The organism is Vreelandella aquamarina (assembly GCF_900110265.1).
GTDB lineage: Bacteria > Pseudomonadota > Gammaproteobacteria > Pseudomonadales > Halomonadaceae > Vreelandella > Vreelandella aquamarina.
Genome location: NZ_FODB01000044.1, coordinates 1 through 24904, shown reverse-complemented (window position 1 = coordinate 24904; position 24904 = coordinate 1). Strand labels below are relative to the sequence as shown.

The window sequence follows — 24904 nt, the reverse complement described above, 5'->3', positions numbered from 1 at the left end:
CGTATCATACGCCCCCTTGAAACGTCCTACTCGTCGATTTCATGCCTACCAAAGTGCACCGCAATGACCTTGATGATTACTTCGCCACCTGCGATTGGGCCTTACCAACTGCCTAACCCGGTAATGCTGGCCCCCATGGCGGGCGTCACCGACCGCCCGTTTCGCCAGCTCTGCCGTCGGCTAGGGGCTGGCTGGGTGGTGGGTGAAATGGTCACCGCTGACCCTTCACTATGGCATACCCGTAAATCTCAGCTACGCATGGATCATCAAGGCGAGCCCGCCCCCCGGGTAGTGCAAATTGCCGGTGGCGATGCCGAGATGCTGGCCCAGGCCGCCCGACTTAATGCTGAGCTTGGCGCGCAAATCATCGACATCAACATGGGCTGCCCAGCGAAAAAGGTCTGCAACAAGGCGGCGGGCTCTGCCCTAATGCGCGATGAAGCGCTAGTTGCTGAGATTTTAGATGCCGTAGTGAGCTCAGTGGATATTCCCGTCACGCTCAAGATACGCACCGGCTGGTGCGCTGCGTCGAACAATGCACTGCGCATTGCCAAACTGGCAGAGTCTGCAGGCATTCAGGCTTTGGCTGTCCATGGCCGTCACCGGGAACAGCGCTATACTGGTGAGGCTGAATACGACACGATTGCTGAGATTAAGTCACACCTTGCTATCCCGGTGATTGCCAACGGCGATATCACGTCGCCCGAAAAGGCTGCCTATGTGTTGCGCTATACCGGCGCAGATGCCGTAATGATAGGCCGAGGCGCTCAGGGAAATCCGTGGATTTTTCAACAGATCACCCACTACTTAACTCATGGTGAACGGTTAGCACCACCCAGTTTGACAGAGCGCTGCCAGATACTACTTGAGCATCTGCAGGCACTGCATGCGTTCTATGGCGACACCATGGGCGTACGCATCGCACGCAAACATGTCGGCTGGTATCTCAATGACGACCAGCGCTTTTCAGACGCTGAACAGCGAGCACTCAAGCAGCAGTTTAATGCCCTTGCCTCGACTGAAGCGCAGTTTGACTGGATTAATAACGCCATGACCCACGACGCCGCTCAGCGTCTGCTAGCCAAAGGAAGCCATGCGGCATGACTGAACGCAACCTGCTCTCCAGCGAACGCTCCTCCCATCTCTCTGGCACGCTAGCAGACCCTTCCGACAGTGCCCAGCCACAGCCGCTAAGAGAAGCGGTTGAGATGGCAATGCGCCGCTACTTCGAACATCTCGATGGCAGCCAAACTACCGATTTGTATGCCATGGTGATGGCAGAGGTGGAAGCTCCTCTGTTGGCATGCGTGATGGAGCACACCGATGGCAACCAAACGCGCGCGGCGGATGTGCTTGGTTTAAACCGTGGCACGCTGCGCAAAAAGCTTAAGCTGTATGGATTAATTGAAAGTGACGCCCCTTAAAGGGGCGTTGTTGTTTTAAACTCCGACCTGCACACGACGAGCACCCTTATGGCCGATAGTACCGCTACCCCCGTTCGCCGCGCCCTGCTGAGCGTATCCGATAAAACTGGCATCGTAGAGTTTGCCCGCGGCCTCGCCGAACATGGCGTCGAGCTGCTATCCACTGGCGGCACCTTCCGCTTACTGCAAGAGAACAGTATTGCGGTTAAGGAAGTATCTGAGCACACCGGTTTTCCAGAGATTATGGATGGACGCGTTAAAACACTGCATCCAAAAATTCACGGCGGCATTTTGGCACGCCGCGGCCAGGACGACGCTGTCATGGCGGAGAATGACATCTCACCAATCGACATGGTGGTGGTGAATCTTTACCCCTTTGCCGCCACGGTCGCCAAGCCAGACTGCACGCTAGAAGACGCCATCGAGAATATCGATATCGGTGGCCCCACCATGGTACGTGCCTGCGCCAAAAACCACGCGTATACTACGATTGTGGTTAACGCCAGCGACTACGACCGGGTACTGGGCGAACTTAATGACCACTCTGGCCAAGTGAGCGCCGCCACCCGTTTTGATCTAGCCGTTAAAGCGTTTGAGCATACCGCTGGTTACGACGGCGCCATCGCCGACTATCTTGGCCGTCAGGTAGCCAGCGAAGACGCCACCTTTGCCCGCACCTTCAACCTGCAGCTGCATAAAAAGCAGGACATGCGTTACGGTGAAAACCCGCATCAGAAAGCGGCTTTCTATGTGGACCCCGCCGCCAGCGAGCCAAGCGTTGCTACGGCCAAAACGCTTCAAGGCAAACCGCTCTCTTTCAATAACGTGGCTGACACTGACGCGGCGTTTGAGTGCGTAAAAGCCTTTGAGAATACCGCCTGTGTCATCGTCAAGCACGCCAACCCTTGCGGCGTTGCCGTGGGCGCAACGGCTCTGGAAGCTTACGAGAAAGCTTTCGCGACCGACCCGACCAGCGCCTTTGGCGGCATTATCGCCTTCAATGTACCGCTGGATGCCAAGACTGCACGCGCGATTATTGACCGCCAGTTTGTCGAAGTCATTATCGCTCCAGGGGTCAGCGACGACGCAGCCGCCATTGTGGCCGAGAAGCAGAACGTGCGCCTACTGGACGTAAGCGCTCATTGGCCCGGTACGGCGCAGCCTGCATTTGACTTCAAACGCGTGAATGGCGGCCTGCTGGTGCAGGATCGTGATCAAGGCATGGTCACTGAAGATGAGCTTACCGTGGTAAGCGAACGCGCTCCGTCTGAAGAAGAAATCCGCGACCTTGCCTTTGCATGGCGAGTAGCAAAGTTCGTGAAATCCAATGCGATTGTTTACGCCAAAGCAGGCCAAACGATTGGCGTAGGCGCAGGCCAAATGAGCCGGGTTTACTCGGCTAAAATTGCCGGCATTAAAGCGGCAGATGAAGGGCTTTCCGTTCCTGGTTCAGTGATGGCTTCTGACGCCTTCTTCCCCTTCCGAGACGGCATCGATGCCGCCGCAGCAGCGGGCATTACGGCGGTTATCCAGCCTGGCGGCTCCATGCGCGACCAGGAAGTGATTGATGCCGCTAACGAAGCAGGCATTGCCATGGTATTTACCGGCATGCGCCACTTCCGCCACTAATCAGAGGATAGCCTCCTGCATTAACAAAAGCCCTCACTTGCTCCAAGTGAGGGCTTTTTCGGTCTAGGACGTATTACTTGCCAAGATCAATGCACAGGTATTTCGTTTCCAGATACTCTTCTAAGCCTTGATGGCCACCTTCACGGCCAAGACCCGACGCTTTCACCCCGCCAAAGGGTGCCGCCGCATTGGAAATAAGCCCGGTGTTAATGCCCACCATGCCATACTCCAACGCCTCCGCTACGCGCCACACGCGAGCCAAATCGCGAGAGTAGAAGTAAGAAGCCAAGCCATACTGGGTGTCGTTGGCCATCACAATGGCGGTCTCTTCGTCATCAAAGGGGAAAACGGCTGCCAGCGGGCCAAACGTCTCTTCGTGGGCCACTTTCATTGCATCGGTAGCAAAGCTGATCAGCGTTGGTGTGAAATAGTTGCCACCCAAGGGGTGCGGGTGTCCACCCAGAAGCAGCTCCGCACCGTTATCAATGGCATCTTGAACGTGCTCACTGACTTTCTTAACAGCATTCTCGTCAATGAGCGGGCCAATATTAATATTTGGCTCTGTTCCATTCCCCACCTTTAGCTCACTGTTCATTGCAACGGCAAGTTTTTCACAAAACGCGTTAATGACGCTGGATTGCACCAGAAAGCGGTTAGTACATACACAGGTTTGCCCGGCGTTACGGAATTTAGCCGCCATGGCACCTTCAACAGCCGCGTCTAAGTCCGCATCTTCAAAAACGATAAACGGCGCATTGCCCCCCAGTTCCAAAGAAATTTTCTGGATATGCTCAGCGGCCTGAGCCATCAGAGTGCGCCCCACCTCAGTCGAGCCCGTGAAGGTGATCTTACGGACTTTGGGAGATTCTGTAAGCGCTTTCGCGATGTCAGACGCACTGCCTGGCACCACATTGAAAACCCCACGGGGAATGCCAGCACGTTCGGCGAGTAACGCCAGCGCAGTGGCGGAAAAAGGCGTTTGACTGGCGGGCTTCACCACAATGGTACAGCCAGCAGCCAGTGCCGCCCCTGCTTTACGAGTAATCATCGCAGCGGGAAAATTCCACGGCGTAATCGCGCCAACAACGCCTACCGGCTGTTTCGTCACCACAATACGCTGATTAGCATTGGCGGCAGGAATGGTTTCACCATAAACACGGCGAGCTTCTTCAGCAAACCAGCGTAAGAAGCTCGCGGCGTAGGCAATTTCACCTTCTGCTTCTCTTACTGGCTTGCCCTGCTCATAGGTCATCAGCAGAGCAAGGTCATGCTTGTGTTCAAGCATTAGGTCATGCCACTTGAGCAATAAGTCTGCCCGTTCCTGAGCGGTTAACGCCCGCCATGACGGCAGCGCCGCATCGGCAGCACCAATGGCACGTTCGGTTTCCGCCTTACCTAGGCGTGGCATCTCACCAACCGACTCACCAGTGGCTGGGTTCAAAACGTTGATTTGCTCACCGCTGTCGGCGGCTACCCAACTGCCGTCAATATAGGCAAACGGGCAATACAGCTGTGTTTCTTTCAGCGCTTCCATGACAGACTCCTGACCAAATGACGGCCTTGCAGGCTCATTTACTTGTTCATGCTAAGACGAAACGAGGCATTTAACCAAGCCTTTGACATGAAACCTGCTGAGTTTCACTCAGGTCAGTTGATCAGCGTTAAAAATTCTTGGCGCGTTGCCTGGCTACTGCGAAAACCTCCCAACATAACCGATGAGGTCATACTGGAATTTTGCTTTTCCACACCGCGCATCATCATGCAGAGGTGGCGGGCCTCAATCACAACAGCCACCCCTCTTGCCTGAGTAACCTGCTGAACCGCCTCGGCGATTTCACGCGTTAAATTCTCTTGGATTTGCATTCGACGTGCATACATATCGACGATACGAGCAAATTTGGAAAGGCCCAGCACCCTGCCACTCGGCAGATAGGCGATATGGCATTTGCCGATAAAAGGCAGTAAATGGTGCTCACACATGGAGTAGAGCTCGATATCTTTGACCAGCACCATCTCATCGGTCTGTGACTCAAAAACGGCCCCATTCACTATTTCTTCTAATGATTGATGATAACCAGCATTTAAAAACTGCATGGCTTTAGCTGCGCGCTTTGGTGTATCTCGCAGCCCTTCACGGTCAGGGTTTTCACCGAGCGCGGAAATAATTTGACGGTAGTGTTGGGCGAGATCGTCGGTCATTGTAGGCCTCATCAAAACTGTGCTTATTCGCTATCACTTAATCGCCTTGCAGCAATGTTATCGCGCCAGCGAGCTTCCATTATCGGCAAGCCACTGAGTAGCTTACGGTCTCTTCCGTTTAGCTGCCTTACCTTGCGAGTGCTAGCTGAACCCTTTATCCTGTACAAAAAATATATATCAATCAATTTATGCACAATACTAACAGTAGATTAATCTATTTTAACGCACCTATGCAGGCTGTGGCAGAGTGACACGCACCCCCCTTCGGCACTAATTGAGCTGTGCTATGATAAGAGCACAATTTTCCTGCTAATAGTGCAGGGGCCACTGTTGAGAGTATGCCATGTCATTTAAATCATCGCCCTTTTGGCTAACTGCCCTGCTGGGTCCTTTCTTTGTATCACCTTTGCACGCAGAAGAGTCGGCGCTGGAACTTCCCAGCGGCGCGAAAGTAGGCGTTGAAGTCGTTGAAGCTTTGAAGTTTGATAGCAGCGAAAAACGTTACAGCGATATTCTGCTGCATCCAAAACAAGCAAGCGGCACCACCCATTCACTGCCTGAATACTGCTTGTTAGTAGCCAATGCGCAATTAAACGGTGATCGCGTCCGTATTACTACCCAAGATGCAACCTGCATTGAAACCCACGATTCAGAAAGCGCCATCTACTCAGGCACTTTTTCAGCCAGCGCCTATGCAGAAGATGGCCAGTATGGTCTTGCCTGCGACGACGGCTCCTGTTCATTAACTCCTGGACAACCCTTCGTCTTGGCATTAGATCAAAGCGTCCGTATTGATGCTCAAGACAATCCCTCGGCTGACATTAATGCCATCCGTCGCCAAGCCAATGGGGAAGGTGTCGGCAACCCTATTCCGGGTGAGCGTCCAGACCCTGACCAAAGCGTAGAAAACCCAGCCCCGATAGAGCAGCCTGAGTAGTCAACCTGCAAGACCCAGGCGGCCCTTCGCGAGCATCTCACTAAGGGTCGCCTTTAAAGGTACAAGATAAAACTAATCCAGCCGATGCATTAGGCCAACCATAATGGCTTATCCAGGTGCAGTAGTTGCTGCTCAAGCTGGCGAATATGCTGATCCCAATAGCCACTTTCTGCCAGCCAGGGAAATGCCCGAGGAAAGGCAGGATCATCCCACCGAGTTACCAGCCACGCCGCGTGACGTATTAAGCGGTAAGCACGCAATGGCTCAATAAGCGACATTTGCTGATGGGGAAACGGACTTGTCTCTTCATAGCCTTCTATCATCTCACTGAGTTGCGCCCGCCATAGCTGCGGATTTTCCATGGGCAGCAGCATCCATATATCTTGGATGGCGGGCGCCATCAGGCAATCATCAAAATCGACAAGCGTAAATGTCTCATCGCGACCAAGTATATTGCCTAAATGGCAGTCTCCATGGGTACGTATCATGCTTGCAGAAGGGATATGTACTGTCTCAAGTTGGCGGCGAATCTTATCGACTGCGTTTTGATAGGCGCGGGTTTGATGATTATTAAGCCAAGGGCTTGTCACTACGCGCTGCTCGGCCTCGGTCACCCCTTCACTGAGCAATAGCGTTCCACGATGCTGAAACGGCTTTTTAGCAGCCACTTCATGAAGTTGACCCAGCACCTCACCTAAGGCAAATAGATGGGCAGGGTTATCTAACTCGGGCGCTTGTCCTATGCACTGTGGGAATAAGGCAAAGCGAAACTGCTGATACTCATGCAACGATACATCTTGGCCATTGCGCCACGGTGCCACCACCGAAACGCCCGCCTGCGTTAACTCGGTTAAAAAATCATGCTCTTCCTGAATAGCCTCATTTGACCAGCGGTTTGGCCGATAGAATTTCACGACCCAGCGGCCACCGTCGTCATCACGAAACATCAGCACACGATTCTCATAGCTATTGAGAGCAAACGGTTCGCCAGCAGGCCAAATACCTATCGACTCAACGGCTGACATAACCAGATCAGGCGAAAGCGCGCTAAACGGATGCGACATAGATGACTCCTTGGATGGGCTGCCTAGTTTATCAACTCTTCTGCAGCGGTGTACGGGCAGCGGCCCAAATATCAACGCGCTTGGCACCCTGTTCCAGCAGTACGGTCGCTAACGCATGGCCAGTGGCACCGGTTGTTACTACATCATCGATAATAGCCACATGCGCGGGCATCTCAGTGTCCACCATAAATGCACCTGCTAAGTTTTGCTGTCGCTCCCGGCGGTTTAAAGAGCGCTGAGAAGGCAAATGCTTAATACAATGCGCCTGCATCACCGGTAGATCCAACCGGTCGCCTAGCCGTTCAGCCAGCCACTGTGCCTGATTGAATCCGCGCTCTTTGGCACGCCCAGGATACATAGGTACAGGGAGCAATGCGCTGGCCATCTGGCTGGGGCACCGGGATAACATCAACTCAACTAGCAGCATTCCCGCACGCGGGGAGCCATGAAACTTAAAGTCGTGCACCAAGGAAGTTATCGTATCTTGGTAGCAAAGCGGCACTGTCGTGGTGGTAAAGCTAGGCGGCTCCGTCAGACAGTGACTACACCGTTTACCAGCCACCCCTGCCAGCGGCTCGGCACACTGCTCGCAGCTATGAAGATTCCAGGGGAGCAATGCAAAGCATTCATCGCACCACCCTGCACTTGATGAGCGCCCAGCAAGGCAAAATGCACAGTAGCCGGGCAGCCCCTGCTTGAGCCACTGGTTAATGGTCGCGATCCATTTCTTCACCGCTTCACGTCCCCCTTTACCCTCATGTTAAAAAATAGCGCTGCAAGATTTGACATTAGCGCAAATATTGATAAAATACGCCTCGTCTTCTGCGGATGTGGTGGAATTGGTAGACACGCTAGATTTAGGTTCTAGTACCGTAAGGTGTGGGAGTTCGAGTCTCCCCATCCGCACCAATTTAAAGCGTATCATTTCAAATAATTCGGTAGCTTCATGCTAACCGAATTTTTTTGTTTCCAAACTCCCTCAAACTGCTCTAACTAGCTGACGAGCGCCTATTTTTACGCTACGTTAGCGACGACGCGCTGTGCTGCCATTAAAAGTCGATACAGAGCGCATGAATAGCCGAAGAGATCGCAAACGCGTTTTGAAATGGACCAAAGATATCGAAATGCATAAAGCACAATAATGCAGTGCGCATAATTAAAATTTTGGGGACAGACCTATGAAACCCGTCATTGCGTTTATTTGCCTTGGCACACTTACCGTCCTCTCGTTTCAAAGTCATGCTGCTGAGGAAGATAGCGATTTACCTGACTGGGCAGAGGAGCGCGTTGAGCCATTTCGAGCCAACGTTGGCAACTGGGTCGACAATACCTCTCGCAACATTGATGCATTTTTTGGGGGCGGCGAGTCCGCAACCGTCAATAATGAATCCTATCTGCGCCTTGGCCAGGAAATTGATTGGATGGAAGGTGATGGCACCAGCGGCGATATTAGTGTCCGCTACCGGATCGACTTGCCTACGACAGAAGAGCGTCTACGCCTAGTCATTGAAAGCGACCCCGAAGAATCACAAGGCACGTTGGCAGATCAAGGCTCCGGCCGCCTCTATAACGACCAGCGTGACCGCAGCACCTCCACCTTTGGCCTGGACTGGCTAGAGAGCCGTGATAAGCGCGAAAACTGGAGCAACCGAATTGGCGCGGGTATTCGCCTTCGCATGCCTCTGGACCCTTACGTACGCTTTACCAGTGAGCGGCTTTGGGATATTGGCGACGGCCCCTGGCAGTTAGAGTCTTTCAACCGAGTATCCTGGTTTAATAATGATGGTTACTCAGCGCGTACTACTTGGGACATGGGCCGACCGCTATCGGAAAATCGCCATCTACGCTTCATTACCACAGTTCAATGGCGCGAAGAAGAAGACACCTTAGAATATAGCGAAGTGGCTGAGCTGAATCAGCGACTAAATGACCGCAGCGCCATGCGCTACTCTGCCATTGCGATTGGTGAAAGCGCTTCTAACCCGCGCATGACCAATTACTACCTACAGACGCGCTACCGTCGCGATCTTCATAAAGGGATTCTGTTTGGCGATGTGATTCCTGAACTGCATTTCCAGCGTGAAGATAGCTACGACCCGCGCTGGGCAATGACCGTACGCCTAGAAATGTACTTTCAGCGGGCAATTCAGCGGGACTACTTTGAGTTTTAGCGCTACTTAACACAAACCCCTAGCCGATGAGCATCAGCGCACTATATGGCCAATGCTCATCGCTTTTTGGTTAAAGCCGCAAACCACCGTCGCATTCAATAATACGTGCAGTGAAGTAGTCGTTATCAAACACAAACGCCACGCTTTGAGCAATATGGTCAGGCTCACCTAAATGCTTTAATGGAACGCTGGCAGCAATTCTTTCCAGCATGTCTGGGCGCATTGAGGCAGTCATCTCAGTCTCGATAAACCCTGGCGCCACAGTGCCGGTGCGAATTCCATAGCGCGCCAGCTCTTTCCCCCACGTCACCGTTAGCGCATGCACCCCCGCCTTTGCCGCTGCGTAGTTACTTTGCCCCATATTACCCGCACGGGAAATACTAGAAATATTGACGATAACGCCTTCGTGCCCAGCCTCAACCATGTGTGTCGCCGCTTCACGCCCACATAGGAATACACCCGTTAGGTTAACGTCCAGCACACGCTGCCATGAAGCGAGCGACATGCGCTTTTCTACAACGCCACCTTTCGCTTTAATCAACATCCCATCGTCAGTAATGCCTGCATTATTCACACAGCCACTGACAGGCCCCAAGCGCTGGCCGATATCAGCGAAGGCATGCTGAACCGATTGCTCGTCTGCCACATTAGCAACAAATGCATGGGCAGATACGCCCTCAGAACCAAGCGCAGAGACCGCGCCATCTAAAGCCTCTGCACTCATATCAATGAGGGCAATCTGAGCCCCCTGCTTGCCTAACCGCTTGGCAATGGCAAACCCTAATCCACGGGCACCACCGGTAATCGCCACCACTTTTTTATCTAATTGCATCTCTTTCTCCTTAAGCAAGCGTGCTGACAGCTAGCTAGTACCAACAACACGCACTCTCTGCACCTACATTTGTGCACCGCAGCATATAAGAGCCAGTTTAAAATATCGAGCGGCCTTTGGCTTGCCAAACCACACTTGCTGCTTGTTTTTTATATTTCTGTCACCATATTCAACGATTACGCCTGTTTTGGAGTCGCCCATGCCTATTCTTCTCTTTATTTCGCTGTTCACTCTACTGGACTTTGTGCTGCTTTTTACCATCGGCGGCCAAATAGGCCTGCTAACCACGCTTTTATTAGTGCTAGGCACAGGCTTTATCGGGCTTTACCTCATTCGCAAGGAAGGCGTTTCTACTTTTGCCCGCGCACGCCAGCGCATGCAGATGGGTGAAATACCTTCCCAAGAGCTGCTTACTGGAGCTGCGCTAATCTTTGGTGGGGCGCTTTTGCTCGCCCCGGGGTTTCTATCGGATGCACTGGGCATTGCCTGCCTCATACCCAATGCGCGCCAGTTGCTGATGAAAGCGCTGACCTGGGCGGGGCTCAAAACCGCAACGGCCAAGCAACACACTTACCAGAGCGGCTCTTCAGGCTGGGAGCAGAACACTCAGCGCGACTATTCCAACACGCAAAACGGCCCAATTGAGGGAGAGTTTATTAGCGGCGACGATACGCCTCGTCGGCGCTAAGTGCTTATCGCCTTTGCAAACCGCTATTGTGTAATTTTTTTCTTATCCACCCCTTGAAAGGTGTTGGCTAGCCCCCATTTTTGAGTCAGCACACAGGTTCGGTGAAAGCTACGCTTTCGCCATAAACATGAAGGCAACGTGCCTTCACTTTCCGAGGGCTTAGCCCACGGAAATCACTTTAAGCTAACTGCCCTTTTTGGGCTTTGACGAACCTCAGGAGAACGTGAGCATGAATATCCGTCCTTTGCACGATCGCGTTGTGATCCGTCGCGTGGAAGAAGAGCAGAAAACCGCTGGCGGCATCGTGCTACCGGGTAATGCACAGGAAAAACCCACGCGTGGCGAAATCCTGGCTGTTGGCAATGGCCGCATTCTCGACAACGGCGACGTACGCCCGCTGGATGTAAAAGTTGGCGATACGGTGATTTTCAAAGACGGCTACGGCGTTGAAAAGCAAAAAATCAACGGCGAAGAAGTTCTGATCATGAGCGAAGCCGATATCCTGGCCGTCGTTGAAGGCTAATCCGCATCGGCTACTTACTTTCACTTTTCTATTTCAATATTTAGGAAGTAACGAACATGGCAGCTAAGCAAGTTAAGTTTTCTGATGATGCTCGTAAACGCATGGCGCGCGGCGTCGACATTCTGGCAAACGCCGTAAAAGTTACGCTGGGCCCGAAAGGCCGCAACGTAGTGTTGGACAAGTCGTTTGGCGCACCGACTGTGACCAAAGATGGTGTATCGGTTGCCAAAGAGATCGAACTGAAAGACAAGTTCGAGAACATGGGTGCCCAGATGGTGAAAGAAGTCGCTTCCAAGACTTCCGACGCCGCCGGTGACGGTACCACCACGGCCACCGTTCTGGCACAGGCCATCGTAGCGGAAGGCCTGAAAGGCGTGACCGCGGGCATGAACCCGATGGATTTGAAACGCGGTATCGACCAAGCCGTGACCGCAGCGGTCAAAGAGATTCAGGCGATGTCCGTGCCCTGCACCGACACCAAGTCCATTGCGCAGGTAGGCACGATCTCTGCCAACGGCGACAAGCGCATTGGCGAAATCATCGCCGAAGCGATGGAAAAAGTCGGTAAAGAAGGCGTCATCACCGTTGACGAAGGTCGCGGCTTCGAAGACGAATTGGAAGTGGTCGAAGGTATGCAGTTCGACCGCGGCTACCTCTCGCCCTACTTCGTCACCAACCAAGACACCATGACCGTCGAGCTGGAAGATCCGTACATCCTGCTCGTCGACAAGAAGATCTCCAACATCCGCGAACTGCTGCCGGTGCTGGAAGCCGTTGCCAAGCAAGGCAAGCCGCTGGCCATCATCGCCGAAGATATCGAAGGCGAAGCGCTGGCGACGCTGGTCGTGAACAACATGCGTGGCATCGTGAAAGTCGCGGCTGCCAAAGCACCTGGCTTCGGCGACCGTCGCAAAGCCATGCTGCAGGATATCGCTATCCTGACGAACGGCACCGTGATCTCCGAAGAAGTAGGTCTGACCCTTGAGCAGGCGAACCTGGATCACCTGGGTACTGCCAAGCGCATGACCATGTCTAAAGAGAACACCACCATCATCGATGGCGCAGGTGCCGAGGACGACATCGAAGCACGCGTTAATCAAATCCGTGCGCAAATCGAAGAAACGTCCTCTGACTACGACAAAGAGAAGCTGCAAGAGCGCGTTGCCAAACTGGCAGGCGGCGTTGCCGTTATCCGCGTCGGTGCGGCGACCGAAGTCGAAATGAAAGAGAAGAAGGCCCGCGTCGAAGATGCGCTGCACTCGACTCGCGCTGCCGTAGAAGAAGGCGTCGTACCTGGCGGTGGTACTGCCCTGGTTCGCGTGATGGCCAAAGTACAGGGCCTGACCGGTGACAACGAAGATCAGAACCACGGTATCAACATGGCGCTGCGTGCCATGCAGGCACCGCTGCGTCAGATCGTCACCAACGCGGGCGAAGAAGCCGCTGTGGTCATCAATCGCGTCAAAGATGGTGAAGGCAACTTCGGTTACAACGCACAAACCAGCGAGTACGGCGACCTGTTCGAAATGGGTGTTCTCGACCCGGCAAAAGTAACCCGCACTGCATTGCAGTCTGCTGGTTCCGTTGCTGGCCTGATGATCACCACCGAGTGCATGATCGCCGACGACCCGGAAGAGAAAGAAGCTGCCCCGGATATGGGCGGCATGGGCGGAATGGGTGGCATGGGCGGCATGATGTGATGCACCCATGAGCCTAACGCTCTGACGTTGAACGTCATCAAGAACCCCGCTTCGGCGGGGTTCTTTCATTAGTACCGACGTCATGGCGTCATAAAGCGTGCTACCATCACCGACTTTATTTGGCAGCTTTTAGGTTCGACTTCCCGTGCTTTCCAATATTCGTATCGTGCTGGTGCAAACGTTCCACCCAGGCAACATAGGCGCAACAGCCCGCGCCATGAAAACCATGGGGTTGACGGAGCTCGTGCTGGTCAATCCTCGTACCTTCCCCGATGAAGAAGCCACTCGCCTAGCCGCCGGCGCAACGGACGTATTAGAAAACGCTCGCTGCGTAAAGACACTCGAAGAGGCCGTGAATGACTGCGTGCAAGTGGTCGGTGCCAGCGCTCGGCTGCGCAGCATGCCACTGCCCCATTTCGACGAGCCTGACGAGATGGCCCAGCAAGTCATCGACAACGCCCACCAAGCCCCGGTGGCCCTGGTATTTGGCCGCGAACGCTCCGGGTTGACCAACGATGAGATTCGCTGCTGCAGCCACCAAGTCAGCATTCCCGCCAATCCCGAGTATGGCATTCTCAATCTATCGCAAGCGGTTCAGATTCTAGCCTACGAAGTGCACCGCGCCTGGCGCAAGCGCAACGCCAGCGGCTATGAGTATCAGCGCCCGCTGGAAGCGACGCCGCCTAGTCGCCAACAGTTTGGCTATTTCCAGGAACATCTTGGCCGCTTGATGCAGCAAAGCGGTTTTTTAACCCAGCCCCACGCCCGTACCGAAGAGCAGCTTCAAGCGCTGTTTGCCCGTGCACAGCCTAGCCGCAAAGAGCTGTCCCTACTCCGTGGTCTGCTAAGTGCCTTTGAAGCACACTTGCCTAAACAGTAACGTCTTATCCACTCAACGCGCTTTCATCAAGCACTTCCATCAAAAAAGGGCAGCCTCAGCGCTGCCCTTTTGGTAAGTATTGAGTGTGCTTAAAGCGTCATGGCCGCCAGCCAACCAAACGCAATCAGCGGAAGGTTATAGTGAAGGAAGGTCGGCACGACGCTATCCCACATATGGTCATGCTGGCCGTCCACGTTCAATCCTGAGGTGGGCCCCAAAGTGGAATCCGAGGCTGGCGACCCCGCATCGCCCAAAGCGGCAGCGGTGCCCACCAGCACTACGGTCGCCATGGGTGAGAAACCAAACTGCACGGCCAGTGGTACGAAGATCGCCGCAATGATGGGAATGGTTGAGAACGAAGAGCCGATGCCCAGGGTAATGAACAGGCCGACCAGCAGCATGACCAAAGCGGCCAAGCCACGATTATCGCCAAACAGATCGAAGGCACCCGCCACCAGCGAGTCGATATCGCCGGTAGCTTTCATGACTTCCGCAAAGCCTGCCGCCGAAATCATGATAAAGCCAATCAAAGCCATCATCCGCATACCGCTGGTGAACAAATCATCAGCCTCGCGCCATTTGAAAATACCACCCAATGACAGCAAGCCGATACCCACCAAGCCTCCAACGATCATCGAGCCAGTGTAGAGCTGAAGGCCTAACGCCGCCACGATCGCCACGCCTGACACGACTAACCCTAAGAGGTGCGGTTCGACAGGCGTGTGCGTCTGGCCATTGAGCGCGGCCACGTCCTTGCTCGCGTAGCTACGCTGGCCGCGATAGCTAAACAGTAGGGCGACCAACAGGCCCATGGCCATACCACCCACCGGAAGCGCCATGGCCATGGGCACCATGCCACGCGAGATTTCCAGCCCTAGTGGCTCTCCGGCACTGTTCAGGTTTGCCAACAAAATATCGTTCAAGAAGATCGCCCCGAATCCTACCGGCAGCAGCATATAGGGTGCCGTAAGACCAAAGGTCAGCGCGCAGGCCACGGCACGGCGGTCGAGTTGCAGGCGATTCATCACCGCCAGCAGCGGTGGAATCAGCACGGGAATGAACGCGATATGGACCGGAATGGCATTTTGTGAGGAGATGGCGACCAGTAACACGGCCACCAACAGCAACATCTTCACCCGCGCTTGGTGGGCGGCGGTCGCCTCTTTACCTAGCAAGGTGATCAATCGATTTGCCAGCATGTCCGGCAACCCAGAACGAGAGATGGCCACGGCAAAAGCGCCTAAGGTTGCGTACGCCAGCGCCACCTGCGCGCCTCCGCCGACGCCCTCGTTGAACGCGCTGAGCGTATCGTCCAGGGAAAGGCCTCCGACCAGCCCCCCTACTAACGCACCGACCACCAGCGCAAATACAACGGACACACGAAGAAGCGACAGTGCCACCATGACGAGCACTGCGAGAATTACTGCATTCATGGAAATACCCAGGGTTATTGGAAGGTCATCAACGCCAAAGGTGGCGGATTTTAACAGATGGGGCGCGCTTAAGCAGGCGAAAGTGACGCTCTCTTTTGGTTACGACTTTAGTCACAACACTATTGCTGCGATGCAATATAATACCTAGTATTCCGGCCTTTGTTTACACGCACCGATGACTAAATTAACAAATACTTTGGAGCCTGTATGGGCATGCTCGCTATTATCGTCTCATTGTTGCTGTTGATGCTGCTGGCCTACCGAGGTATCTCGGTCCTCCTGCTTGCGCCGTTAATGGCCGCGTTAGCGGTTTTACTATCAGGCGACGGCGCTTTTTTACTGCCGATTTACACCGACACCTTCATGGGCGCCCTGGGTAACTATGTTATGCAGTTCTTCCCGCTCTTCTTGCTTGGTGCGCTCTTCGGTCAGTTGATGGCAGATTCAGGCGCCGCGCAGTCCATTTCCAACGGTATCGTCAAGCGGCTGGGCACGCATCACGTGGTGCTGACGGTCGTCATGGCCTGCGCCGTTCTGACCTATGGCGGCGTCTCGCTGTTCGTCGTGGCCTTTGCCATTTACCCGATCAGCCGTGAGCTGTTCCGCCAGGCCAATGTGCCCAAGCGCCTCATCCCCGCCTCCATCGCTCTAGGCTCCTTCACCTTTACCATGACGGCGTTGCCCGGCACGCCAGCCATCCAAAACGCGATTCCCATCCCTTACTTTGGCACCAACAGCTTCGCGGCACCGGGGCTTGGCATCATTGCTGGGTCGATCATGCTAGGCCTAGGAACGTTCTACCTTCAGTCGCGAGTCAAGAAAGCCGCTGCCCAAGGGGAGGGTTACGGTACTCACACGGAGCGTGAAACCGATACCCACAGCGACACCGACACAGCACCCGGCATGCCGCTGGCCATCGCGTTGATCCCACTGGTTATGGTGATTGGCCTCAATGCCCTCTTTACTTACGGGGTATTCCCGGCCATGGACCTGAGCTTCATCAGCGACGCGTTCGATAACGTCACACCCAGCCGACAGACCGGGCTTTGGGCCATTCTGATTGCCCTGCTGAGCGCCTCGGCTTGGCTGATCATCACCCGCTGGCGCCACTGGCAAGACTTGAAAGCCACCATCAATCAAGGCTGCTTTGGTTCGCTGCTACCTATTTTCAACACGGCCTCTGAAGTGGGTTACGGCGCGGTCATCGCCAGCTTGGCAGGCTTTGCCATCCTTCGCGATGCGGTGCTCAATGTCTCCCCCGGCAACCCCCTCATCTCCGAAGCCATGGCCATGAGCGTGCTGGCGGGGATTACCGGCTCCTCATCGGGCGGCTTGTCGATTGCCTTGCAAACCTTGGGTAGCGAGTATCTGGCCATGGCGCAACAGGCTGGCATCGACCCAGAACTCATGCACCGCGTGGCGACGCTGGCCGCGGGCGGCATGGATACGCTCCCCCACTCCGGCGCTGTCATCACACTTCTGGCCATCTGCGGGCTGACCCACCGCCAGTCGTATGGCAATGTCGCCATGGTCACCATCGTGCTCCCCATCGCCGCGCTGATGAGTGTGATTACGCTCGGCACCCTATTTGGAAGCTTCTAAAGTCGCCAATGCCATGCGATAGTTGATTAACGCGTTAATCAATCCACCATAAGAGACGTGCCATGGCCCTTCAGAAACACCATACGCTACTGTTGATCGTGCTCGCCAGCTTGGTTATTTCCACGGCCATGGGGCTACGTCATGGGTTCGGGCTGTTTCTCGAGCCCATGAGCAGCGATTTCGGCTGGGGGCGCGGCATCTTTGCGTTCGCACTGGCCGTCCAAAACCTCATTTGGGGGCTGTCCCAGCCGTTTACCGGGGCGCTGGCCGACCGTTTTGGCGCGGCCAAAATCATCGTGGCGGGCGGCATCCTCTACGTACTGGGGCTCTGCTTCATGAGCCTCTCGAGCAGCGCGCTCGGCATGACTGTCAGCGCGGGTCTGCTGATTGGCTTCGGCCTATCGGGAACGACGTTTTCGGTGATTCTGGGCGCCGTCGGCCGGGCCGTTCCCGCTGAGAAGCGCAGCATGGCCATGGGGATCGTCAGTGCGGCGGGCTCGTTTGGTCAATTTGCCATGCTGCCCGGCACGCTGGGATTGATCGAGTGGCTAGGCTGGTCCTCTGCGCTGTTGGCCATGGGGGCGATTGCCGCACTCATGATACCGCTGGGCGCCATGCTCAAAGACCGGCCCAGCCCCAAGGCTCTGGGCGACTTAAGCCTGCGCGATGCGCTTAATGAAGCGGCGGGGCAAAAAGGATTTTGGCTACTTTGCCTGGGCTTTTTCGTCTGCGGCTTCCAAGTGGTATTCATTGCGGTCCACTTGCCGGGCTACCTGTTCGATAACGGCTTGGCCGTCCAAGTCGGCACCACGGTGCTCGCGCTGGTGGGCCTGTTCAATATCGTGGGCACCTACACCGCTGGCTGGATGGGAGGTATCTGGTCGAAACCGCGCCTATTGAGCTGGCTTTACCTCATCCGGGGCGTGATCATCACGGCTTTTATCGCCCTGCCCCTGACGACGACCAGCGCTTATCTCTTCGGGATCGCCATGGGGCTGTTATGGCTCTCCACCGTTCCGCTCACCAACGGTATCGTCGCATCGGTGTTTGGCGTTCGCCATCTCTCGATGTTGGGTGGTATCGTGTTTCTCTTTCATCAGCTGGGCTCGTTCATGGGCGTGTGGCTGGGTGGATTTTTGTACGACCTCACCGGCCACTACGATACGGTGTGGCAGATTGCCATCGTGCTGTCCGTGGTCGCCGCCGCGCTCCACTGGTTCATCAGTGAGAAGCCGCTGGCACGCCCCTCTGCGGGACAGGTGACGACATGATGCGTTCCAGTCTATGGTGGAGTTTGATTGCTCTACCGATAGTGAGTGGCTTGATATTGCTGGCATGGTGGGGCTGGCACGCACTAGACCCTTCGATGCTGCTGTTAGGTAGCCAACTTTGTTGACTAGAGAACACTCGCAACGTGTCCTAGATCAAAAGAAACGACATGCGTAACCATTACACTGATGAGCATAGACGTATCAGCCATTAAAAAAGGGCGCTAATGAACTTTATCCACTCTCTCGCCCTGCAGATCAAAAACAGCCTTCGGGATTTGCTACCCGTTGTGCTGGTTATGAGCTTCTTTCAAACGCTCGTCATCCAACAACCTCTCCCCGATACATTGGCGCTTTTCGATTTAGCACTAGGGCTACTGTTTGTAGTGATCGGGCTAACGCTCTTCATCAAGGGGCTAGAGCTGGGACTGTTTCCTTTAGGAGAGAACCTTGCACGTGCTTTCGTTCATAAAGGTTCTGTCGTTTGGCTCCTTCTATTTGCTTTTGCACTGGGGTTTGGATCCACCGTCGCAGAGCCAGCACTGATTGCCGTGGCGGCTCGTGCAGCGATTGTCGTCTCCGAAAGCGGTCTGATCGAGAATAGCAGTCTCGCCCAAACGTCCTTTGCGTTCACGCTCCGCATGATCGTAGCGCTTTCCGTAGGAACCGCCGTGGTCGTTGGCGTACTGCGTATCTTTAAAGGCTGGCCGCTGCATTTGATGATCATTGGTGGTTATATTCTTGTACTACTCTTGACGCCGTTAGCGCCTGCTGAGCTCGTTGGCATTGCTTATGATTCGGGCGGTGTCACGACATCGACCATTACCGTCCCTCTAGTTACGGCACTCGGTGTTGGCTTGGCCACGGCCATCAAAGGCCGCAACCCTATGCTGGACGGCTTTGGTTTGATTGCATTTGCTTCCGTTATGCCCATCATTTTCGTACTGCTTTTCGGTATTGTTGGCCTTGATCTCGTTGCAGAGGGAAGATCATGAATATGCTGGCTATTTTTTGGGGGACGCTACGCGATATTCTTCCCATCGTGGCGATTATTTTTGGCTTCCAATATTTGGTGATCCGCAAGCCGGTCAAACGGTTTCTAAAGGTCGCTATTGGTTTTTTCATGGTATGGGTAGGACTTTCTTTCTTTTTGATAGGGCTAGAGCAAGCCCTGTTTCCCATGGGTGAGTTGATGGCCAGCCAATTGACGCACCCCGATTTTCTACCTGCCATGACAGAGGGGGCTCAGCGGCATTGGAGCGACTACTACTGGGTCTATATTTTCGCGTTTACGATTGGCGCAAGCACTACGATTGCCGAGCCATCGCTGATCGCGGTGTCGATCAAAGCTGGCGAAATATCCGGTGGTACGATCAACCCTTTTACCCTGCGGCTCGCCGTTGCCCTCGGCATGGCCTTTGGAATCACCCTGGGCGCATGGCGCATCGTCATGGGCCTACCTTTGCAGTGGTTCGTGCTAGGAGCCTACTGCCTAGTGATTGTCCAAACCCTGCGATCCCCAAAGTCGATTATCCCTCTTGCATTCGATGCCGGGGGCGTCACGACATCGACCATTACCGTGCCGATCATCGCCGCGCTAGGTCTTGGATTAGCCTCCTCGATACCCGGTCGTAGCGCGTTAATGGATGGCTTTGGAATGATCGCGCTTGCCTGCCTATTCCCTATTATAACGGTGATGGGATACGCCCAAATTGCTCGATGGCAAAGCAATAGGCCATCGAAAATACAGCCACTCTCAGGCACGTCAGTGACAAAGCCTCATCAAGGAGATACCCATGCGCTTTAAACTCATTGTCGCGCTTGTAGAAGATGAGCTAAGCGACCAGATACTTCAGGCAGCTAGAGATGCTGGAGCTACTGGCGCCACTGTCATCAATAACGCGCGTGGCGAAGGCTTAAAAAAAGCAAAAGGCATTTTTGGCATGGACATTACGTCGCAACGCGACGTGCTGCTCTTTTTAGTGGAGGAGCATATTAGCCGTTCAATTCTCGAAGCGATCGCGGAAGTGGGTGCTTTTGACGACACGTCGGGAACAGGCATCGCCTTTCAGCTAGACGTCGAGGATGCGGTAGGCGTCGCACACCAAGTGAAATCCCTCGAAGATGCATTCGATCAACCGCTAGGCTAGAGAGAGGCTTTAACAATGGCAAGCCCATCACTGACGGAGCGCACTGCCCAGGACGTCATGCACTCACGCTATGTGACGACCGATGGTTTTATGACCGTTACTGACGGCATTGAACTAATGAGGCAATACGATGCCACCGCTATCATCGTTGATAGGCGCGATGAGAAAGATGAACTGGGGCTAGTGTTAGCCTCTGATATTGCTAAAAAAGTGCTCGCAGTCAATCGCTCTGCAGACCGTGTAAGCCTTTACGAAATCATGAGCAAACCGATCATTAGCGTCCGTCCGGAAATGAATATTCGCTATTGCGCTCGCCTGTTTGCTCAGTTTGGCTTATCCCAAGCACCGGTCGTCGATGCAAAACACAGCGTCATTGGGATCATCGACTACCCACGGCTCGTCATCGGGTGGGAAACTAATTAGCGCCGCCCAAGCTTCGATGCCGCCAAAGCCGCATCAGCACACCGTGCTTTGGCGAAAACAGCAGCGCCGTGAAGAAGCACCCCGTTGCTACCAAGACGATGGTGCCACCGGACGCTACGTCAAACGCAAACGAGAGCCATAGCCCCAACACGGCAGACCCCACCCCAATCACCACGGAGATAAACAGCATCGTTTTGAAGCGGTCGGTCAGCAAGTGGGCCGTGGCGCCCGGCGTAATCAGCATGGCCACCACGAGGATGATACCGACGGTTTCCAAACTGGCTACGATGGTGAGCGTGAGCAGTAGGATCAAACCGTAATGAATCACTCCCGTATTGAAGCCAAGCGCTTGGGCCTGCGTGGAATCGAAGGCGTAAAGCATGAGCGGACGATAAGCCAGCCATACCACCAACAGCGCAACAAGGCTGGCCGCCAACGTGAGCAGTAGTGCCGACTGTTGCACTCCGAGCACGTTGCCGAACAGAATATGCATCAAGTGGGTGCTGGAGGCGATTTTACTGATCAGCACGACGCCCAGCGCAAATGCCCCGGTAAACATGATGCCCATGGCGGCATCGGATTTGATTCGTGTATGCCGTTCGATCGCCCCAATGCCGAGCGACGTCAGCGCTCCTGTGACGAAGGCACCGATAAAAAAAGGCAGGCCCAGCAGGTAGGCAACCGCCACCCCAGGCAGCACCGCATGAGAGATCGCATCCCCCAGCAACGACCAACGCTTGAGCACGACGTAACACGAAAGCATGCCGCAGATGGCTCCCACCATCATCGACGTGAGCAGCGCACGCTGCATGAAGGCGTACTGAAACGCCTCTGATACGCTGTCGGGCATTAGATTCACGGGCACCATCAGCGCCGCGATGAGCCCCGCCACCAGCGCACTACTCCAAGCATCCAACGTTTCTAACATTCAAGTCGCCTATTCTTTGCTGGCAAATGCAGGAAGGCGGACACGCTCGGCATCCGCCGAAGAATTCGCAATAGAACTCACCGCAAGTTCGGCCAACTTGCTATCGCTCAGCATTTCGTCGGGCGCGCCCTCGCCGCGAATGAATCGATTGATCAGTACCACATGGTCCACGTAGCGACGCGCGCCCGGCATATCGTGCGTCACCATCACGATGGTTCGTCCGGCTTCGCGTTCGCGTTTGAGCACGTCGAGAATGAGTCGCTCGCTAGGTGGGTCGACGCCCGCAAGCGGCTCATCGAGCAGCAGGATACTCGCCTCTTGCGCTAACGCACGCGCTAGCAGCACGCGTTTTTTTTGTCCGCCCGATAAGGCCCCGATCGGCCGCTCGGCATATGCCAGCATATCAACGTCGTCTAACGCCTTTTCCACCGCATCACGATGCCGTGACGAATGCCAACGCGCAGGCAGCAGCCTCCGCCACCACGCATCTTGACGCATGTGGCCATAGCGGGCGCTCATCACGGTTTCCCACACCGAAATAGGGAAGTCCCACTCGATGGCCTCTCGCTGGGCCATGTAGGCAATGCGCCCGGCTTTTCGATGGTGCTCGATGGCTTGACCAAATGCCGTCACGCGGCCGCGTAAGGGTTTCATGCTACCGGTCAGCACATGAAACAGCGTCGACTTGCCAGCCCCATTCGGCCCGACGATAGCCGTCCAACGCCCGCTTGGCAGCGAGAGGTGAATATCCTCTAGCACGGGCTGACGCTGGTAAGCCGCATAGACACCGCTCACATCGATGGCGCTGGCGGGTTGAGACGGTAGTGAGGACATTGTGATTTACTCGCTAGCCAAGTAGCGACGCAGCAAGGCAACGTTATGACGCTGCATGGCAAAGTAATCGGCAGCCTCCCCGTCAGGCTCACTCAACGAGTCGACATACAGCGGCCCGGCAACGGGAAGCCCCGTATCACGTGCGATACTGGTCACATGGCGGTCAGAAATCGTGCTTTCCCAAAACAGTGCCGCCGGTTGACGCTCGTTGATTCGGTCGATGACCCGCATCAACTGACGCGGAGAGCCCTCTGTTTCGGCATTGGTCCCCCAAATGCCGTCGTGCTCGAACCGATACGCGTCGGCAAAGTAGAGAAAGGCTGCTTCACTGGAGAGCAGCACGCGGCGCTCTTCGGGAATGGCTTCGAGCGTTTCTTGAAGCTCGACATGTAGGTCGTGCAGTTGCGCTTCCAGTGCCGCTGCACGCTGCTGAATCGCATCGGCTTGATGGGGCAGGCTATCCTCCAACGTGTTGGCAATGGCTTGCACATAGGCACTGGCAGCCCGCGGGTCCATCCACAGGTGTGGGTCCACGTCGCCTTCCATCTCACCGGTGACGATCGTTTGCGTCGGGTAACCCGACGCCTCTGCCACGGCGATCATAGGTATGTCATCGTTGACCGTCGCCGATACTTGGCGCATCCACTGCTCGAGCTGATAGCCGTTATAAAAAACGATGTCGGCGTCCTCGAGCGCAGCAAAATTATCTGGGGTTAGCTCCCACTCGTGCACTTCGGCGTTGATCGGTGTCAGCACCGTGACGTTCGCATCATCGCCGGCCACTTTCTTCACCAAGTCGCCAAGAACTGAAAACGTCACGGCAATCTCGATGGGCGGATTTTGCAACTCATCGGCCTGAGCACTGGTCACAACGCCACACCAGGCGAACGGCACGCTCAAAGCTGCTAGCAAGTATGGTTTAGCCACTGGATCTCTCTTCTGTGCTAGGCTCGTGTTACAGATAACTTTAGCTCAACAAAAAAGCAATGTGCAAACAGTTTAGCCTTGGCTAACAATTATCTTCAAAAATGCGCTACCATCGCCAATTAACGCTTCCACTAACTTTGATAACCTTTGCCAATGAGTGATCACCAACAGCGGCGCACCTCCCCCCCCTCTGGACACAGTGGTGATGCACTACCGCCTGTGGAACAGCACGCACAGCAGTATGAAACGGTGCGCAACGCACACGAAACCGAGCTGATCGAAGATTATGTCGAGCTAATTGGCGATTTAATTCGGCATCGTGGCGAGGCACGCGCCGCCGATATCGCCAATCGTATGGCAGTAAGCCAAGCAACCGTATCGAAAATGATTCGTCGCTTGAATGAACTAGGATTAGTGACTAGCAAGCCCTATCGCTCGCTTTTTTTGACCGAAGAGGGTCAGAAAATGGCGGAAACGTCCCGCGCCCGCCACGACATTGTATTGCACTTTTTACGGGCGCTCGGCGTAGATGACAGCACGGCAAGAATTGATGCCGAAGGGATGGAGCATCACGTCAGCGATAAGACGCTCACCATCATGCAGCGCTTCACCGAACAGCAGATTAAGTAGTCGCCCTCTCTCCCTAGCGGGGCAGCCGAAGGTCCCACATTTTCAACCCACCATTAACCCTAGGGCTGCTACAACTTAACTTAAATAGAAAACACCAGCTACTTTTTCTCGACATCGGTCAACAGAAAAGTGGATGCCCACGGTCAGGGGCATTGAAGATCTCATAAATCATTGAGGTGCAACGATATGATTGCAGCCAACCTTACAGCCGACTCATTGATAGAAATTAATTAGACTATGTGACGTCGCGTAGGGAAGGCTAGAAATTGTCGTTTCCACTTCAATTTGACATAACCAAAACGAAAAAACAGTCACTTACACCTGAATCCGTGAAGCCGGCGCCGACACTTTCCCTATCACCGCCAGCGAGCACTTTTTGATCATTCGCCCCGTGCAAGTTGGCTTTCGCAAGCCCGTTATTGCCAAAACCCACCGTGCTGATCGGTGCTGACGGCCCGTTTTGTCATGCCTTTCCACCCGCCAGGCACGACATATCTGGCGATCGCGTGTCGCTTGGAACTGCTTGTGGATAGAGTGTCGCCGATTGACGGTCAGCATGGCGTTCCTCGTGGATAACGCAGTCGGCTCCGCAGCGTCTTGAGCACCGTCATGCGCCCGATATCCTGCCCGAAGTCGAGGATGATCTGCCGTGCCTTGTGAAT

Annotated in this window: 25 protein-coding genes and 1 tRNA gene; 17 read left to right on the top strand and 9 right to left on the bottom strand. The window is 54.7% G+C overall.

The window, feature by feature from the left end; all coding sequences use genetic code 11:
* Positions 1-63: 63 nt before the first annotated feature.
* The 3 genes from dusB to purH are packed head-to-tail and all read left to right on the top strand — an operon-like array spanning position 64 to position 3053.
* Positions 64-1104 carry a tRNA dihydrouridine synthase DusB gene (dusB, locus tag BMY49_RS12405; protein ID WP_089675701.1) on the top strand — a complete coding sequence of 347 codons (1041 nt, stop codon included), beginning with the start codon at positions 64-66 and terminating at the stop codon, positions 1102-1104.
* Positions 1101-1424, top strand: coding sequence for a DNA-binding transcriptional regulator Fis (gene fis / locus BMY49_RS12400; RefSeq protein WP_044627999.1), 324 nt, complete (start codon positions 1101-1103; stop codon positions 1422-1424). Before dusB ends, fis begins: the two co-directional genes overlap by 4 nt.
* A gap of 48 nt (positions 1425-1472) precedes the next feature.
* Entirely contained in the window at positions 1473-3053 is a 1581-nt protein-coding gene (gene purH / locus BMY49_RS12395) for a bifunctional phosphoribosylaminoimidazolecarboxamide formyltransferase/IMP cyclohydrolase (RefSeq protein ID WP_089675700.1), read from the top strand.
* Between the two features lie 73 nt (positions 3054-3126).
* Here the strand turns inward: purH and BMY49_RS12390 are convergent, their stop codons facing one another.
* Together BMY49_RS12390 and folE are read right to left on the bottom strand one after the other, a co-directional pair.
* Positions 3127-4587, bottom strand: coding sequence for an NAD-dependent succinate-semialdehyde dehydrogenase (locus tag BMY49_RS12390; RefSeq protein WP_089675699.1), 1461 nt, complete (start codon positions 4585-4587; stop codon positions 3127-3129).
* A gap of 113 nt (positions 4588-4700) precedes the next feature.
* On the bottom strand, positions 4701-5252 hold the full coding sequence (gene folE, locus BMY49_RS12385; RefSeq protein WP_044628002.1) for a GTP cyclohydrolase I FolE: 552 nt from the start codon (positions 5250-5252) through the stop codon (positions 4701-4703).
* 343 nt (positions 5253-5595) lie between these two features.
* Here folE and BMY49_RS12380 point away from each other — a divergent pair, with 343 nt between their 5' ends.
* Positions 5596-6189 (top strand): hypothetical protein, encoded by a 594-nt coding sequence (locus tag BMY49_RS12380; RefSeq protein WP_044628003.1) that lies wholly within the window; start codon positions 5596-5598, stop codon positions 6187-6189.
* Between the two features lie 89 nt (positions 6190-6278).
* Here the strand turns inward: BMY49_RS12380 and BMY49_RS12375 are convergent, their stop codons facing one another.
* Together BMY49_RS12375 and BMY49_RS17885 are read right to left on the bottom strand one after the other, a co-directional pair.
* On the bottom strand, positions 6279-7253 hold the full coding sequence (locus tag BMY49_RS12375; RefSeq protein ID WP_054641505.1) for a serine/threonine protein kinase: 975 nt from the start codon (positions 7251-7253) through the stop codon (positions 6279-6281).
* A 31-nt stretch (positions 7254-7284) separates the two neighbouring features.
* Positions 7285-7626 carry a ComF family protein gene (locus tag BMY49_RS17885; RefSeq protein ID WP_244154964.1) on the bottom strand — a complete coding sequence of 114 codons (342 nt, stop codon included), beginning with the start codon at positions 7624-7626 and terminating at the stop codon, positions 7285-7287.
* A gap of 451 nt (positions 7627-8077) precedes the next feature.
* Between BMY49_RS17885 and BMY49_RS12365 the strand changes: the two genes are divergently transcribed.
* Positions 8078-8162 (top strand) — tRNA-Leu (locus BMY49_RS12365).
* A 269-nt stretch (positions 8163-8431) separates the two neighbouring features.
* On the top strand, positions 8432-9424 hold the full coding sequence (locus BMY49_RS12360; protein WP_054641504.1) for a hypothetical protein: 993 nt from the start codon (positions 8432-8434) through the stop codon (positions 9422-9424).
* 70 nt (positions 9425-9494) lie between these two features.
* Here the strand turns inward: BMY49_RS12360 and BMY49_RS12355 are convergent, their stop codons facing one another.
* Positions 9495-10256: an SDR family oxidoreductase gene (locus BMY49_RS12355; RefSeq protein WP_044628007.1), complete on the bottom strand. Its 762-nt coding sequence runs from the start codon at positions 10254-10256 to the stop codon at positions 9495-9497.
* 199 nt (positions 10257-10455) lie between these two features.
* On the opposite strand from BMY49_RS12355, the gene BMY49_RS12350 reads away from it, so the two are divergent.
* The 4 genes from BMY49_RS12350 to BMY49_RS12335 all read left to right on the top strand — a co-directional run bounded on the left by BMY49_RS12350 (position 10456) and on the right by BMY49_RS12335 (position 14047).
* Positions 10456-10944, top strand: a complete 489-nt coding sequence (locus BMY49_RS12350; RefSeq protein ID WP_044628008.1) for an FxsA family protein — start codon at positions 10456-10458, stop codon at positions 10942-10944.
* Between the two features lie 229 nt (positions 10945-11173).
* Positions 11174-11467 (top strand): co-chaperone GroES, encoded by a 294-nt coding sequence (locus tag BMY49_RS12345; protein ID WP_044628009.1) that lies wholly within the window; start codon positions 11174-11176, stop codon positions 11465-11467.
* A 56-nt stretch (positions 11468-11523) separates the two neighbouring features.
* On the top strand, positions 11524-13167 hold the full coding sequence (gene groL, locus BMY49_RS12340; protein ID WP_089675698.1) for a chaperonin GroEL: 1644 nt from the start codon (positions 11524-11526) through the stop codon (positions 13165-13167).
* 145 nt (positions 13168-13312) lie between these two features.
* The gene (locus BMY49_RS12335) at positions 13313-14047 is read left to right on the top strand and encodes an RNA methyltransferase (protein WP_044628011.1); all 735 of its coding nucleotides are present in this window, start codon (positions 13313-13315) and stop codon (positions 14045-14047) included.
* Between the two features lie 89 nt (positions 14048-14136).
* Here the strand turns inward: BMY49_RS12335 and BMY49_RS12330 are convergent, their stop codons facing one another.
* Positions 14137-15480, bottom strand: a complete 1344-nt coding sequence (locus BMY49_RS12330) for a Na+/H+ antiporter family protein (RefSeq protein ID WP_089675697.1) — start codon at positions 15478-15480, stop codon at positions 14137-14139.
* A 207-nt stretch (positions 15481-15687) separates the two neighbouring features.
* Between BMY49_RS12330 and BMY49_RS12325 the strand changes: the two genes are divergently transcribed.
* The 6 genes from BMY49_RS12325 (at position 15688) to BMY49_RS12300 (ending at position 20923) form a co-directional block, all read left to right on the top strand.
* Positions 15688-17082, top strand: coding sequence for a GntP family permease (locus tag BMY49_RS12325; protein WP_058577754.1), 1395 nt, complete (start codon positions 15688-15690; stop codon positions 17080-17082).
* Between the two features lie 62 nt (positions 17083-17144).
* Positions 17145-18353, top strand: a complete 1209-nt coding sequence (locus tag BMY49_RS12320; protein ID WP_058577755.1) for an MFS transporter — start codon at positions 17145-17147, stop codon at positions 18351-18353.
* Between the two features lie 224 nt (positions 18354-18577).
* Complete coding sequence (locus BMY49_RS12315; RefSeq protein WP_058577756.1) at positions 18578-19345, top strand: DUF1538 domain-containing protein; 768 nt, start codon at positions 18578-18580, stop codon at positions 19343-19345.
* Positions 19342-20157 (top strand): Na,Li,K/H(+) antiporter subunit UmpB, encoded by an 816-nt coding sequence (gene umpB, locus BMY49_RS12310; protein WP_058577757.1) that lies wholly within the window; start codon positions 19342-19344, stop codon positions 20155-20157. The genes BMY49_RS12315 and umpB overlap by 4 nt, the downstream gene beginning before the upstream one ends.
* Positions 20147-20500, top strand: coding sequence for a P-II family nitrogen regulator (locus BMY49_RS12305; protein ID WP_044628015.1), 354 nt, complete (start codon positions 20147-20149; stop codon positions 20498-20500). Before umpB ends, BMY49_RS12305 begins: the two co-directional genes overlap by 11 nt.
* 15 nt (positions 20501-20515) lie before the next feature.
* Positions 20516-20923, top strand: coding sequence for a CBS domain-containing protein (locus BMY49_RS12300; protein WP_058577758.1), 408 nt, complete (start codon positions 20516-20518; stop codon positions 20921-20923).
* Here BMY49_RS12300 and BMY49_RS12295 read toward each other — a convergent pair.
* Genes BMY49_RS12295 through BMY49_RS12285 form a run of 3 tightly spaced genes read right to left on the bottom strand, consistent with a single transcriptional unit; the run spans position 20916 to position 23612 of the window.
* Positions 20916-21851: a metal ABC transporter permease gene (locus BMY49_RS12295; protein WP_089675696.1), complete on the bottom strand. Its 936-nt coding sequence runs from the start codon at positions 21849-21851 to the stop codon at positions 20916-20918. The two genes, BMY49_RS12300 and BMY49_RS12295, sit on opposite strands and share 8 nt — an antisense overlap.
* Positions 21852-21860: 9 nt before the next feature.
* A complete protein-coding gene (locus tag BMY49_RS12290) occupies positions 21861-22685 on the bottom strand; it encodes a metal ABC transporter ATP-binding protein (protein ID WP_058577760.1) in 825 nt (274 codons plus the stop codon).
* Positions 22686-22691: 6 nt separating this feature from the next.
* Positions 22692-23612 carry a metal ABC transporter substrate-binding protein gene (locus BMY49_RS12285; RefSeq protein WP_058577761.1) on the bottom strand — a complete coding sequence of 307 codons (921 nt, stop codon included), beginning with the start codon at positions 23610-23612 and terminating at the stop codon, positions 22692-22694.
* Positions 23613-23765: 153 nt separating this feature from the next.
* Here BMY49_RS12285 and mntR point away from each other — a divergent pair, with 153 nt between their 5' ends.
* Positions 23766-24242 carry a manganese-binding transcriptional regulator MntR gene (mntR, locus tag BMY49_RS12280; protein WP_044628020.1) on the top strand — a complete coding sequence of 159 codons (477 nt, stop codon included), beginning with the start codon at positions 23766-23768 and terminating at the stop codon, positions 24240-24242.
* Positions 24243-24904 lie beyond the last annotated feature (662 nt).